General features: G+C 69.6%; 11 protein-coding genes, 1 other RNA gene and 1 riboswitch. Of the genes, 6 read left to right on the top strand and 6 right to left on the bottom strand.

Annotated features, from left to right (window positions below):
* Positions 1–10 precede the first annotated feature (10 nt).
* An RNA gene (rnpB, locus tag EII35_RS00495) (RNase P RNA component class A) lies at positions 11–378 on the top strand.
* Between the two features lie 891 nt (positions 379–1269).
* Here the strand turns inward: rnpB and EII35_RS00490 are convergent.
* Both EII35_RS00490 and EII35_RS00485 read right to left on the bottom strand, forming a co-directional pair.
* Positions 1270–1494 carry a hypothetical protein gene (locus EII35_RS00490; RefSeq protein WP_125226498.1) on the bottom strand — a complete coding sequence of 75 codons (225 nt, stop codon included), beginning with the start codon at positions 1492–1494 and terminating at the stop codon, positions 1270–1272.
* Positions 1495–1718: 224 nt separating this feature from the next.
* Positions 1719–2858, bottom strand: coding sequence for a WD40 repeat domain-containing protein (locus EII35_RS00485; RefSeq protein ID WP_125226497.1), 1140 nt, complete (start codon positions 2856–2858; stop codon positions 1719–1721).
* Positions 2859–3002: 144 nt separating this feature from the next.
* Here EII35_RS00485 and EII35_RS16600 point away from each other — a divergent pair, with 144 nt between their 5' ends.
* A complete protein-coding gene (locus EII35_RS16600; protein ID WP_125226496.1) occupies positions 3003–3755 on the top strand; it encodes a glycoside hydrolase family 16 protein in 753 nt (250 codons plus the stop codon).
* 7 nt (positions 3756–3762) lie between these two features.
* Here EII35_RS16600 and map read toward each other — a convergent pair whose 3' ends face one another.
* From map to EII35_RS00465, 3 genes are all read right to left on the bottom strand, one after another.
* Positions 3763–4617 carry a type I methionyl aminopeptidase gene (map, locus tag EII35_RS00475; protein WP_125226495.1) on the bottom strand — a complete coding sequence of 285 codons (855 nt, stop codon included), beginning with the start codon at positions 4615–4617 and terminating at the stop codon, positions 3763–3765.
* Complete coding sequence (locus EII35_RS00470; protein ID WP_185744085.1) at positions 4614–5516, bottom strand: N-acetylglucosamine kinase; 903 nt, start codon at positions 5514–5516, stop codon at positions 4614–4616. The genes map and EII35_RS00470 overlap by 4 nt, the downstream gene beginning before the upstream one ends.
* A 94-nt stretch (positions 5517–5610) precedes the next feature.
* Entirely contained in the window at positions 5611–6444 is an 834-nt protein-coding gene (locus EII35_RS00465; protein ID WP_185744084.1) for a DUF2510 domain-containing protein, read from the bottom strand.
* A 101-nt stretch (positions 6445–6545) separates the two neighbouring features.
* Here EII35_RS00465 and EII35_RS00460 point away from each other — a divergent pair, with 101 nt between their 5' ends.
* Positions 6546–7838, top strand: a complete 1293-nt coding sequence (locus tag EII35_RS00460) for a glutamine synthetase family protein (RefSeq protein ID WP_185744094.1) — start codon at positions 6546–6548, stop codon at positions 7836–7838.
* Here EII35_RS00460 and EII35_RS00455 read toward each other — a convergent pair.
* Positions 7825–8295, bottom strand: coding sequence for a sterol carrier family protein (locus EII35_RS00455; RefSeq protein WP_125226491.1), 471 nt, complete (start codon positions 8293–8295; stop codon positions 7825–7827). The genes EII35_RS00460 and EII35_RS00455 overlap by 14 nt on opposite strands.
* Before the next feature lie 63 nt (positions 8296–8358).
* On the opposite strand from EII35_RS00455, the gene EII35_RS00450 reads away from it, so the two are divergent.
* The 3 genes from EII35_RS00450 to EII35_RS00440 all read left to right on the top strand — a co-directional run bounded on the left by EII35_RS00450 (position 8359) and on the right by EII35_RS00440 (position 13333).
* A complete protein-coding gene (locus EII35_RS00450; protein ID WP_125226490.1) occupies positions 8359–11274 on the top strand; it encodes a bifunctional [glutamine synthetase] adenylyltransferase/[glutamine synthetase]-adenylyl-L-tyrosine phosphorylase in 2916 nt (971 codons plus the stop codon).
* Between the two features lie 20 nt (positions 11275–11294).
* Positions 11295–11457, top strand: a riboswitch (FMN riboswitch).
* A 71-nt stretch (positions 11458–11528) separates the two neighbouring features.
* Positions 11529–12368, top strand: a complete 840-nt coding sequence (locus EII35_RS00445; protein WP_125226489.1) for an ABC transporter permease — start codon at positions 11529–11531, stop codon at positions 12366–12368.
* Complete coding sequence (locus EII35_RS00440; RefSeq protein WP_125226488.1) at positions 12365–13333, top strand: ABC transporter substrate-binding protein; 969 nt, start codon at positions 12365–12367, stop codon at positions 13331–13333. The genes EII35_RS00445 and EII35_RS00440 overlap by 4 nt, the downstream gene beginning before the upstream one ends.
* The last annotated feature ends 72 nt before the right edge of the window (positions 13334–13405 follow it).

The raw sequence follows: 13405 nt of genomic DNA, 5'->3' as shown, positions 1-13405 counted from the left end.
CGGTCGTGGACGAGTCGGCCGGATGACCGCGGCCCGGGCAACCGGGCTGAGGAAAGTCCGGACTCCGCAGAGCAGGGTGGTGGGTAACGCCCACCCGGGGTGACCCGCGGGACAGTGCCACAGAGAACAGACCGCCCGGCTCAGGCCGGGTAAGGGTGAAACGGTGGTGTAAGAGACCACCAGCGTCCCAGGTGACTGGGACGGCTCGGTAAACCCCACCCGGAGCAAGACCAAGAAGGCCGGTCCGCCGGCCGCGGACGCCGTTGGAGCGCTGCTCGCGCGAGGCGCCCGGGTAGGTTGCACGAGCCCGTCGGCAACGGCGGGCCTCAGATGGATGGTCATCGACAACAGAATCCGGCTTACAGGCCGACTCGTCCCCACGACGGAAGGCACAGGCGTTCGTTAGGGGTCAGATATCCGTTTTGGCAACGCAGTTTGCCGATGTTGTGAATCGTCTCGAAATGTTCCAGAACATTCTGAGTCGCAGGCCCCGAGAGGCCCCAGATCGAGGCCCTCGGCGGTGCATGGGCGATGGAGGTGGGGACCGGGATCTGTCGCTGGGTGAGGCCAGCCAGCTGCTGTGCCGTGGTGGTCTGGGCAGTTGCGTAGACCTGAATCGTTTCTCCGCTGGTGGAGCCGGACCGCGAGCATCGCGAGCCTTCCGTGTCGAGACCTCCGCAAGGGTTCCTGCGGACTCTCACCGGGTCTCGACACGGGTCCCTTCACTTCGTTTCGGGTCCCGGCTCGACCAGCGGGAGGAGCGGAGTCCCCTCAGTTCGACCAGTGGGGGCTGGGTGGAGCAGAGGTGTTCAGTGGAGGGCGTATTGGACCCATTCCCAGGCCTCGGACTCGACTGGTCTGGTCTCCGGGGGTTCTGGTGGGTCGAGCCAGGGCGGGGGTGGCTCTTCCGGTCTTGGTTCTGGTTTCGGAGTGGAGAGGCAGATGGTGCCGCCGGTGGTGTGGACGAGATACTCGAACCCTGCGGGGGAGCGCCAGTGGAACCAGCCGGGTGCTGGTCGGGTGAGTGTCCAGCCGCCGAAGGTCTTTGCCCGATGTGACTTAGAGGGCGCGCGGATAGGCGAATCTACTGCGGTCGCCCCGGTGACCCCCTGGCTGCGGACCTCCTCGAACGCACGATCCAGTGCGCTCTTCGTTGTCCGCCTTGCCATGAGGGCACCGTGCCGATCCTCGCAACGATCCCCCTATCCGCGCACCCTCCCGCACCGTCCCGATCTTCTCCAAGGCCGCTTCGGGGGAGATCTGCAGGATTCAGCCGAGTTCGTGGGCGAGGAATTCACCCACCGATGGGGTACCGTCCCCGCCGGGCTCGAGGAACCCTTCGACAGCCTCCGTCACCGCAGCATCGTCGACCTCATAGAGTTCGGCTGCTTTCGCGATGCCGATGATGAGGGCCACCTCCGCCGCCCGGGCGTGGGCGTCGGCCTCGTGGATGGCCAAGTAGGCCTCGGTGAGGGTGGCGGGGAGTGGGTTCATGACCCCATTGTAATCGAATGAGCGTTCTAGTGCAAGGGGTTGGGGAGAACTTTTCCCTCGGTTTCTGTTGGTCGAGCCGGTCCCCGGAACGTAGTGGAGGGGCCGTGTCGAGACCCGGTGAGGGTTCGCTGGGATGGTTGCGGTGGTCTCGACACGAGGCCTGCGGCCTCGGCTCGACCAGCGGAGAGAAGGCCACCCGGATGGCTCGGCCCGCGGAGAGACCTTCAGTCGAGGTCGACCATGGCCCAGCCGTTGACCAGGCCCAACGCCACGCCTCCCCCGGGCACCGCACCCATGTCGTGGACCTCGTCCTCCTCCTTACCCTGAACCGGGTAGCTGATGCTGACCGGGTCGAACCAGCGGCCGCTCGTCAGGTCGAGGACATGGAGCTCTCGGTCGAAGAGGCAGACCCACCTCCGGGCACCCTCGGCGTTCGTGCACGGCAGGACCCGCCACAGGTCAGCTGCCGGAGGATCCACACTGAGCAGAACCTCCCCGTCGGACAACCGACGCGCCTGGAACCGGCCGTCATCCATCACCACCGCGACCGAACCGAACCCATCAGCCTCCGCGAGAACGAAGAATCCGGACGCCTCCCATGCCTCCAACGCCTCACCGGTGAGCAGACTCCGACGCTCCAGACGTCCACCGCTGCACGCCGCGGCCAGGCACGGGGCTCCACCGTCACCAACGAAACCCAGCACCTGCTCGACATCAAAACCGAGGGGCACCACCTCAGTCTCCACCAAGGACATCGTCTCGGCCTCCCATGCGACGACCTCACCGCGCCACGTCACAGCAGCCAGCAGCTCCTTCTCCCCGGGCACAAGGGCGATCTCCTCCAGCCCCGTCACGGGGGACTCCGCCGACGGTTTCACCGCCCGCCCGGTCAATGGGTCGATGACATGGACCCAACCGTCGTCCGTCGCGAAGGCCACCTGCCAACGACCCTCCGTCGCGGGCCGCACCAGCAGGGATTGCAGCCAGACCCCGGGCTCCTTCCGCACCCGGTCCGGCGCGTCACAGCGTTGCTGCCCGGTCCGCAGATTCCAGCACTCGACATCCCCGAAGAACGCACTCACCACGACGTGCGGATCACCGTCGATGACCACGCACTCCAGAAAACTGGACCAGTCCTGAGCCCAGTACGTCGATTCATGAGCCGTCGACCCCAGCGGCTCCCGCACGTCCACACCACTGACCGGATCCAGCACCCGGATCCGCCCCGCCAGATTCATCGTCACCACACACGCGCGGCCATCCAGCACACACGACGAGACACTCGTCACCTCCGTGACGTAGCCGTCCGAAAGCTGTTCCGACGACGCAACCACCGGATCCTGAGCGAAGTACCTGATCCTCACCCCGACAAGGATAAGACGCCGTTTCCAAACGGTGTGTCGTTGGCGGGTGTGGGTGGGGGCGGGGTGAAGGAGTCGTTGTCGTCCCATCGTCGTTTCCCGGTCCGCCTGCCTCGGAGCGGCCCACCTTCTGAGGCATGATGACGCATGCCCACCTCTCGATACCCCCGCCCGGAGCTGATGGCGTACCGGACCTACGGCGGCTGGTCCGTCCAGCGGCCCGAGTTCGGGACCCTCGGGCGCTACAGCCCGGACATGACCCGCCTGCTCGGGGACGGACGGACCTTCGAGCTGCGGCTGCGGCTCGACCGTGCCGCCTACGATCTGCACCGTGAGGCCGGGGTCGATCATGAGACGGCCCTCCACCACGCCCTGCTGTGCCCGTCCTGGGCGGGGCTGCACAACGCGCCCGCATTCGGGCTCTGGGAGATGGAGCTCAAGGCGCCGGCGACCGATCGCGTCGAGATGGTGGCCATGCTGTGGCCCGAGTCGGACGAGGAGTGGCCCGTCGGTGAGATCAACCTCATGGAGGGTCGGGTCGGATCCGGCCGGACGATGACGAACCTCCACTGGGCCGACCCCGACACCAGCCGTCCCGCCCATGATCCGGAGGTGATCCCCGTCGACGTCTCGCAGTGGCACCGCTACCGGGTCGAGGTCCTTCCCGACGCGGTGCGGTGGAGCATCGACGGCGCCCTCGTCCGGGAGCTCCGGACGGAGCACTCGCCCTACACCGTGCCCGTACACATGGTGGTCCAGGCCGGGGTGAACCGGGCGTTTCTCCGGGACTGGCACCCGGACATCGAATGGGAGGAGCGGATCCTGTTCCGCCCCCTCCGCGCGCCCCAGGACAGCCGCGACGGGATGGGGCGGCGCGCCCGCCCGTCGGGGGATTCCTGAGGCCCGATCAGGTCCGGGGGGCGGTGATGATCTCCGCCCCGGAGTCGGTGACGACGATGGTCTGCTCGAACTGGGCGCAGCGGGAACGATCCAGGGTCACCACGGTCCACCCGTCGTCCCACACCTCGGAGTCCTGCTGGCCCAGGGTGAGCATCGGTTCGATGGTGAACGTCATCCCCGGCCGCAGCAGGGTCTCGTAGCGGGGCTCGTCGTAGTGGAGGATCACCAGGCCGGAGTGGAACACGGTGTGCACACCGTGCCCCGTGTAGTCCCGCACCACGCCGTAACCGAACCGTTTCGCGTAGGACTCGATGACGGTGCCGATGACCGAGGTGGTGCGTCCCGGCTTCACCGCCCGGATGGCCCGGTTCATCGCCTCCTGGGTCCGCTCCGTCAGCAGCCGCGACGCCTCGTCCACCTCCCCGCAGAGGAAGGTGTGGCAGTTGTCCCCGTGCACCCCGTTCTTGTAGGCGGTCACGTCGATCTTGACGATGTCGCCATCCTCGAGGGGGCGCGCATCGGGGATGCCGTGACAGATCACCTCGTTGACCGACGTGCAGCAGGACTTCGGGAAGCCCCGGTAGCCCAGCGTCGACGGGTAGGCGCCGTGGTCGAGGATGTATTCGTGGACGATGCGGTCCAGCTGATCGGTCGTGACGCCGGGCGCGACGGCCTTCCCCGCCTCGTGCATGGCCTCGCAGGCGATGGCCCCGGCCTCCCGCATCGCCTCGATGACCTCGGGAGTCTGGACATCGTCACCCCGGTAACGCTCCGGGGACTTCCTGCCCACATAGGGGGGACGCGCGATGTGTGCCGGGACGTCGAGCCTGGGGGACACGGGATGTGGTGCAACGGGGTTCACGCCGCCACAGTGTAGTGGTCGACGACCTCCGCCAGCGCCGAGGCAGCACCGAGACCGGGCAGGAGGGCGGCCCCGGCGAGGCCGTCGCCGAGGGGCTCCCGGAGGTCGATCCCGGGAACGAGACGCTGCATCTCGGTGGTGAAGCTCTCGGCGATGACGGGGTTTCTGAAGACGTTGCCGACGCGGCTGGCCACGGCGTCCGCACCGACGGCGCGCAGTCCCGCCGCCACGGACTCCGCGAGTCTCGCCCCCGCGCGGTGGGAGATGTCGGCGCTGACCGGGTCGGTCGCGGCGTGCTCGGCGACGTGCCGTCCCCAGGCGGCGATCCTGGACACCCGATCCGGTGCGGCCTGGATGGTGAGGTACAGGCCGTCGAGGTCCCCGAACTCCCTCTCGGCGACATCGCTGAGGGAGGTGGCGGGCCCACGGCCATCCCAGGCGCGGAGCACCGCCGACAAGGCCTCACGACCGATCCAGAACCCCGCACCCTCGTCGCCGAGCAGATGGCCCCAGCCGTCGACGCGTCGCACCCCACCAGGCCCCGCGGCCAACGTGACGGCCCCCGTGCCGGCGGCCACCACGGCACCGGAGACGTCGCCGAGGGCGCCGAGATAGCTGGTCACCGAGTCGTGGGCGATGTGGACCGAACGGACCCGCCCCGGCAGCAGATCGGCCAGGGTGCGCGCGGAGTCGGCCGCCCCGAGGCCCGAGGCCCCGATCGAGACGGCCGCGATCGATTCTCCGTCGGCGAGGGTGGCGATGTGTGCCGCGACCTGCGGGAGCAGCGGCTGCGTCGCGACGATGCCCGGCAGTTCGGCTCCGGGACGCGTCGAATCCGCCACCGTGAGCAGGGAACGCACCCCCGTCTGTCCCACGTCCAGGGCGAGCACGTCAATCATCTGACCTCCATCGTCTCCAAGCGGTCCCCGCGATGTCAGGGTCCACGTTCCCGTAGAGGGTACGCGGTGGCGTGGATCGGCAAGGGGATGGCGCTCAGGAGCGCTGCAAGGAGTCGAGGCAGGCGGCGACCTTCTCCTTGCGGGCGGGGTCCTCGATGGGGGCCTGGGTGTGGAAGAGGGTGAAGTGGCCCTCGTTGCCGTCATCGAGCATGAGCACCACGACCTCGTCCCCGCTCACCTCCTGCGTCCCGGGTTCGTTCCAGAAGTTGGCCCGGATCAGCCAGCCGGTCACGCCGTCCTTCGTGACGTGTTCCCGGTCCTCCAACGTCTCGACGCGGCTGAGGGTGCTGTAGTAGTAGGAGGTCGAGAGGCAGGAGACGAGCTGTTGGGCCGCGGTCCGCGCATCGTTGGAGAAGTTCTCCTTGGAGATCTGACCGATGGCTGTGACCGCCACCCAGCTGCCGGTCACGCGGTCGGTCTGTCCGGAACGCTCCGAGGCGAAGTCGATGGACCAGGATCCCCGCGACGACCAGCCCGGCACGCCCCGGTACTTCATGCCCTTCGAGACGTACCACTCGCCCTGGGGGAGCAGGTCGTCGCTCTCGACGATGGGGCACGCCACCGGGCGTCCCAGCCCGTCGGTCGGCTGCGGTGACGTGGGGGTCTCGGAGGGTTCGAGCTCATCCCACTGATCCCCAGAAGGCATGGCGGAGTTCGTGTCCGTGGGCAGGGCGGAGGAACTGTTCCGCCACGGCTGCCACACCATCGCGGCGACGATGACGGTCGCGATGAGGATCCCGGAGATGAGCGGCCACAGCGGTTTCTGGGTGTCCGGGCGGCCTTCACTGCGGTCCGTCCACTGCTGCCCGTCCCAGTAACGGGGCTCGTCGGAGCCCTCCGGGTCCGGGTACCATCCGGGTTCTGCCATGCCGACCATTATGCGGCTGACAGGGGCCGCCCGCTCTCCGCGGGAGGGTTCTGGGGCAGACTGGGCACATGGACAGGCAAACGGAGTACGTCCTGCGTCAGATGGAGGAGCGGGACATCAGGTTCGTCAGGCTCTGGTTCACCGACGTGCTGGGGTCGTTGAAATCCGTGGCGATCGCCCCGGCGGAGGTGGAGGGGGCCATCGCGGAGGGCGTCGGCTTCGACGGTTCCGCGATCGAGGGGTTCGCGCGGGTCTACGAGTCGGACATGGTGGCGCACCCGGACCCGTCGACCTTCCAGCTGCTGCCGTGGCGCCAGGCGGAGCAGGGCACGGCGAGGATGCTGTGCGACATCCAGCTCCCCGACGGGTCGCCGAGTTTCGCCGACCCTCGCTACGTCCTGAAGCGAGCGCTGCGCAAGGCCGCCGACATGGGGTTCACGTTCCACGTCCACCCCGAGATCGAGTTCTTCCTCCTCAGCCAGCTCAACCCCCCGGTGCCCCTCGACGACGGTGGCTACTTCGACCACACCACGATGGGCGACGGCACCGATTTCCGGCGGGACGCGATCACGATGCTGGAGGCGATGGGCATTCCCGTCGAGTTCAGCCACCACGAGGCGGCGCCGGGCCAGCACGAGATCGACCTCCGCCACGCCGACGCCCTCACCATGGCCGATCACATCATGACGTTCCGTGTCGTCATCCGTGAGGTCGCGGTGTCGCAGGGCATCCACGCGACGTTCATGCCGAAGCCGTTCTCCCAGCACCCGGGGTCGGGGATGCACACCCACATGTCGTTGTTCGAGGGCGACACCAACGTCTTCCACGACGGCGCCGACGAGTACCGGTTGTCGCGAACGGCCCGACAGTTCGTCGCGGGGCTGCTGCACCACGCCCCGGAGATCACCGCGGTCACCAACCAGTGGGTGAACTCCTACAAACGACTCATGCACGGCTCGGAGGCACCCACCCACGCCTGCTGGGGCAGATCCAACCGGTCGGCGCTGATCCGGATCCCGCAGTTCTCGCCGGGCAAGGTCAGCTCGGCCCGGGTGGAGTACCGGGCGGCGGACTCGGCCTGCAACCCGTATCTCACCTTCGCCCTCCTGCTGAACGCGGGACTCGCGGGCATCGAGAACGAGTACCCGCTGCAGGAGGAGACCGAGGACGCGGTGTGGGGGCTCTCGGAGCGGGAGCTCAGGGCCCTCGGCATCGAGGCGCTCCCGCGCAGTCTCGACTCCGCCCTGCGGCTCATGGAGAACTCCGAACTCGCGGCCGAGACCCTGGGGGAGCACGTCTTCGAGTACTTCATGCGCAACAAGCGGGCCGAGTTCGAGGCCTACCGGCAGCAGGTGACACCGTGGGAGGTCGAGCGGCACATCACGGTGCTGTGACCGAGGGAACCGGGAGGGGGAACACCTCGGCCAGCCGATGGGTGTGGACGCCCGAGGCATTGGGCCTCGCCGCCTCCCAGGTGGTCCGGCCGACGGTGAGGTCGAGCAGGGTCGTCGCATCCAGCTCCACGACGTTGGGTGGCGTCCCCCGCGTGTGGCGGGGGCCGTCCCCGAAACCGAGTTGGACGGCCGTGAACGGCGGCACCCGCAGCTCGACGGTGCCGCCCGGGTGGAGCGTGGCCAGCCGGGCCGCGACGGCACGACAGGCGGCACCCAGCAGCGGCGCCCCGAGTCGGGGCTCGTGACGGGCTGCCACCAGCAGAACGTCGGTGAGGTCTGGCCGCTTGGCGGCGAGTGCGCAACGGATAGCGGCCTCCACCTCGGTGGCCGCGTCCTCCGGGAGGGCTCGGGCAAGGTCCTCGAGGGCGGTCACGACGCGCGGGTCCGGGCGGAACATGTCCTCAGGATAGGAGATCCCGGCAGCGCCAGCTCAGGGGCGCCCCCGGATAGGCTGGGCCCCGTGAGCAGGGTGACCAGTACCGTCGGTGACTTCGCCCGGCGGGGGTTCGAGACGCCGAGCGCCGCCGCCCGGGTGTGGCAGGAATGGGCCTCCCGCCGCGGCGCGGCTCCTCCCGTCGACCTGGCCGCCTTCGAGGTCGCGGCGGATCGGGACCACGCGCTGGACGCGCTCACCCGCATCGACGATGCCCGTCCCGACCTCATCGACCACATGGTCGCTGAACCGGGCTGGCTCGACCGGGTGTTGCGGGTGGTGGGGGCCTCCTCCATCCTGGCCCGCTTCCTCGCGCGCCGTCCGGAGGAGCTGGAGGCCCTCGCCACGGCCCCCCAGGTGCGCGGCGAGGCGTGGCTGCCGGAACTTCGCGCCCGGATGCGCCGCCCGGACGGAACCCCCGACCCGGATGGCCTGCGCCGCGGCTACCTGGCCGCCCTGACCCGCATCGCCGCCCTGGACCTCACCCATCCCGCGCCGGAGGACATCGTCGACGAGGTCGCCGCCGAGCTGACCCACCTGGCCGATGCGGTGCTGGAGTGCGCCCTCGAATGCGCCCGGCACGAGACCCCCGGACACGAGCAGGTCCGGCTCGCCATCCTGGCGATGGGCAAGGCGGGGGCGGGGGAACTCAACTACGTCTCCGACGTGGACGTCATCCACGTGGCCGAACCCGCCGAGGGGGTCAACCCCGACGAGGCGATGCGGATCGGCGCGCAGCTGGCCGCCGCCCTGGCCCGGATCTGCTCCGCCCACACCGCTGAGGGCACCATCTGGCAGGTCGACGCGGCACTGCGGCCGGAGGGCAAGGCCGGCCCCCTCGTCCGCACCCTCTCCTCCTGCGGCGCCTACTACCGCACCTGGGCGAGGAACTGGGAGTTCCAGGCCCTCCTCAAGGCCCGCCCCGCGGCAGGGGACCGGGAACTGGGGCAGGCCTTCTGCGACCTCGTCGCACCCCTGGTGTGGCAGGCGGCGGAACGCGACGGCTTCCTCGCCGAGGCCAGGGCGATGCGGCAGCGGGTCATCTCCCTCATCCCGGCGAAGGAGAAGGGCCGCGAGATCAAACTCGACGTCGGCGGGTTGCGGGACACCGAGTTCACCACCCAGCTGCTCCAACTCGTCCACGGCCGTGGCGACGACCGACTGCGGGTGAGGGGAACGTTCGACGCGTTGCGGGCCCTCGTCGATCACGGCTACATCGGGCGCGACGACGGACGAGCCATGGCCGAGGCCTACCGGATTCAACGCGTCCTGGAACACCGCGTCCAGCTGCGGCGGCTGCGCCGCACCCACCTCGTGCCGAACGACGAGACCGGATGGAGCCACCTCGCCCGCAGCCTGGGGCGCAGCACCGACGAGGTGCAGGCCGCCTGGCGGTCGTCGGTGCGATCCGTTGAACGACTCCAACGCCGCATCTTCTTCTCCCCCCTGCTCGATGCCGTGAGCGCCATCCCGTCCGAGGAACTGCGTCTGTCGACGACCGCGGCGCAGGATCGGCTCAAGGCCCTCGGCTTCACGGATCCCCGTTCCGCGCTCGGACACATCCAGGCCCTCACCAACGGCACCTCCCGTGCCGTGGAGATCCAACGGCAGCTCATGCCCGTCATGCTGGGATGGTTCGCGGAGGGACCCAACCCCGACTTCGGGCTGCTCGCCTTCCGCCAGCTCTCCGACGCCCTCGGCGCCACCTCCTGGTACCTGCGTGCCCTCAGGGACGAGGGCTGGATGGCCCAACGTCTCGCCCACATCGCCTCATCGAGTCGCTACGTCGTCACCCTCCTCATGCGCGCCCCCGAGATGGTGCAGATGCTCGCCAGCACCGACGACCTCGTGCCGCGTCCCCGCGACCAGCTGCTCCGCGTCATGTCCGGCGCGATCGGCCGGGCCGCCGACCGGGACGTTGCCATCGCCTCCATGCGCGCCCTGCGTCGCTCCGAACTCTGCCGGATCGCCCTCGCCGACGTGCTCGGCACGGCCGAGGTCGAGACGGTCGGCCGGGCCCTGTCGGATCTCGCGGAGGCCACCCTCGAGGCCGGACTCCAACTCGCCCGGGCCGAGATCCAGGCACCCGAGGTCGGGGTGATCGGGATGGGACGCTGGGGCGGGGGAGAGCTCGGCTACTCCTCCGACGGCGATGCCATGTTCGTCATCCCCGACGACGTCGATGCGTCGGGGATCGACGCGGCCACCCGGCTGGTGCGGTCCGCCTGCGACATCGTCGGCCGTCCCGGCCCCGATCCCGCATTCGTCATCGACCCCGACCTGCGCCCGGAGGGCAAGGGGGGACCGCTGGTGCGGACCGTCTCCTCCTACCTCACCTACTACGAACGATGGGTGAGCACATGGGAGGCGCAGGCCCTGCTCAGGGGACGGCCCGTCGCGGGAGAACTGGGACTCGCCCAGCAGGTCCTCGACGGCGTCGAGCCGCTCCGTCATCCCCCGGGAGGCCTGGCCGCGTCGCAACGCGCGGAGATCCGCAGGCTGAAGTCGCGGATGGAACGGGAGCGGATCCCCCGGAACCTGGATCGCGCCCGGCACCTCAAGCTCGGTCCCGGCGGGCTGGCCGATGTGGAGTGGACCGTCCAGCTCCTGCAGCTCGACCATGCCGCCGCCCACGGGGAGCTGCGCACCCCCGCCACCCTGGCTGCCCTCGACGCAGCTTGCCGGGTGGGGGTGCTGACGGCGGAGCAGGGGAGGACCCTGCGTGAGGCCTGGCTCCACGTCAGCCGACTCCGCAACGCCGTCATGCTGACCCGTGGTCGCCCGAGTGACGCCCTCCCCGTGGACTACCGGGAACTCGCCGCCGTCGCCGGCCTGCTTGGGTACCCGCCCACTGAGCATTCGAGGCTTGTCGATGACACAAGGCGGGTGATGCGGTTGGCGTCCCGCGTGGTGGACGAGGTGTTCTGGGGTGGCGGCCGATGACGGTGCGCTAGACTCGGACACGACGCATCCGGGGTCGGTGGAAGTCCGAACCGGCGGTGACAGCCCGCGAACCCGAGGGCCACCTCCTCAGGCGAGAATCTCTCGCCACGGGGACGAGGCCCGACGGCCGATCTGGTGGAAATCCAGAGCCGACAGTCAAAGTCTGGATGAGAGGCTGCGTCGTCGGTGCCGCCCGTGCCACGGGTGTGCCCCGCATGTGGCACCCCGGATCCTGAGGAAAGGACCGGGGTTTCGTGCTTCGTGAACGCAAACAACCGGCGCGGGTCATGGCCCGCGCCGGTCTCTGGTCGGCCTATCCGGCCAGGACCAGGCCGCTCAGCCGAACCGCCCGGTGGCTTCCTCCCCTCATCGCTCTCGCCGTCCTGCTCGTCGGCTGGCGACTGGCCGCCGATCTCGCCCCCGGCAATGTCGTCGCCGATCCCGTCGCCGTGGGGGAGCGGATCCTCCACTGGGTGGGATCCGGGATCGCCTGGCGTTACCTCGCCCCCACGGTGGGGGCCGCCGTGCTGGGTTCGGCCGTGGCCCTCGTCGTCGCCCTGCCGCTTGGATACGCGGTCGCGCATTCGCGTCTCCTCGCGGCCGTTGCGGAGCCGTTCATCGCCTTCTCCCAGACGGTGCCGCTCGTGGCGGTGGCGCCGCTGCTCGTCATGTGGGTGGGCTACGGGACGGTGCCCATCGCCCTGCTCAGTGCCGTGATCGCCTTCTTCCCCATGGTCACCACCACGATCGTCGGTCTGCGGGCCCTCGACATGAGGGTCATCGAGCACGCCTGGCTGGACGGGGCGAACGGCTGGCAGCGGCTCCGCCACGTGGAGGCTCCCATCGCGGCTCCTGCTGTCCTGGCCGGGGTGCGGGGCGGGGTGGTGCTGTCCATGACGGGAGCAATCGTGGGTGAGTTCGTCATGGGTGGGCAGGGGCTGGGCACCCTGCTGACCATCGCACGTGAGGCGGCCGACACGACGGGGGTCTTCGCCGTCGTCGTCCTCATCGCCCTCGCCGCAGCAGGCCTTGCCGCTCTGCTGCCGTTCGCGGAACGATCCAGTGCCCGTCGAGTGGAAGGAATCACGTCATGAGGACAGGACTCAGCCGTCGCGCCCTGCTGGTGGGCTCCGCCGTGGCCAGTGCTGCGGTCATGGGGTGTTCCCGGCCGACCGCGAGGACCGTCATCGGTCTCACCTACATCCCGAATGTGCAGTTCTGCGCGTTCTACCACGCCGTGGCTGCCGGGCTGTTCGCCAAGCACGGGCTCGACGTCGAGCTGCGCCACCACGGGCCTCAGGAGGGCCTGTTCACCGCGCTGGAAGCGGGTGAGGAACAGGTTGTCCTGGCCTCCTGCGACGAGGCCGTCGTCGCGGCCGCCGGGGGCATGGCCGGGCTCAGGGCCTTCGCCACCTGCTACACCACCTACCCCGGCTGTGTGCTGGGCGGACCCAAGGTCCATGCACTTGCCGATCTGGCCGGGCGACGGCTGGGGGTGCCGGGGCGGTACGGCTCATCCTGGTTCACGGCCCTGGCCGCCCTGGCAGAGGCTGGACTGACCGTCGACGACGTGGAGATCGTCGAGATCGGATGGACCCAGGTCGCCGCGTTGAGCTCGGGCCAGGTCGACGCCGTCGTCGGTTTCCTCAGCAACGAGGCCGTGCAGTTGGAGGCGGCCGGGGTTGGGGCCCACGTGCTCACCGTCGTGGATCCCGCCCGTCCCCGCCTGGTCGGCCCCGGGCTCATGACGATGACGGGACGGCTCGACGCCGGCGTGCTGGGGGCGATCTCCCGGGCCGTGGCGGAGGCGGAACGAGAGATCCTCGCCGACCCGACGAAGGGGCTCGTGGCGACGGAGCAGCATGTCCCCACCCTGAGCGGCCCGGAGCAGCGGGCCGTGGCCGAGCGGGTCCTTGCGGCCACCATCGAGCTGTGGTCCGAGAATGGGGAGGTGAACCTCGACGTGGACCCGCAGGAGCTGGCCGGGATGGCCGAGTTCCTCAGGGAGGTCGGGATCATCGAGCAGGTGCCCGCGGAGCTGCACCTCCCCGTCTCCTGACCCGAGGATTTGGCGAGGCCACGGTCGGACGGTACCGTGGCCGTCATGCAGCTGCTCCTGGTCACCCGCGTC

Origin of the sequence: Arachnia propionica, from assembly GCF_003932785.1 — a bacterium.
GTDB classification, from domain to species: Bacteria; Actinomycetota; Actinomycetes; order Propionibacteriales; family Propionibacteriaceae; genus Arachnia; species Arachnia propionica_B.
Note: the sequence above shows the minus strand (reverse complement) of the source record. Positions and strands in the feature narration are given on the sequence as shown.

Bases quoted from the DNA above. Each gene is read 5' to 3' on its own strand.
- EII35_RS00490 (WP_125226498.1), bottom strand. From the start codon at position 1,494: ATGAACCCACTCCCCGCCACCCTCACCGAGGCCTACTTGGCCATCCAC.
- EII35_RS16600 (WP_125226496.1), top strand. From the start codon at position 3,003: ATGCCCACCTCTCGATACCCCCGCCCGGAGCTGATGGCGTACCGGACC.
- EII35_RS00470 (WP_185744085.1), bottom strand. From the start codon at position 5,516: ATGATTGACGTGCTCGCCCTGGACGTGGGACAGACGGGGGTGCGTTCC.
- EII35_RS00465 (WP_185744084.1), bottom strand. From the start codon at position 6,444: ATGGCAGAACCCGGATGGTACCCGGACCCGGAGGGCTCCGACGAGCCC.
- EII35_RS00460 (WP_185744094.1), top strand. From the start codon at position 6,546: ATGGAGGAGCGGGACATCAGGTTCGTCAGGCTCTGGTTCACCGACGTG.
- EII35_RS00455 (WP_125226491.1), bottom strand. From the start codon at position 8,295: ATGTTCCGCCCGGACCCGCGCGTCGTGACCGCCCTCGAGGACCTTGCC.
- EII35_RS00440 (WP_125226488.1), top strand. From the start codon at position 12,365: ATGAGGACAGGACTCAGCCGTCGCGCCCTGCTGGTGGGCTCCGCCGTG.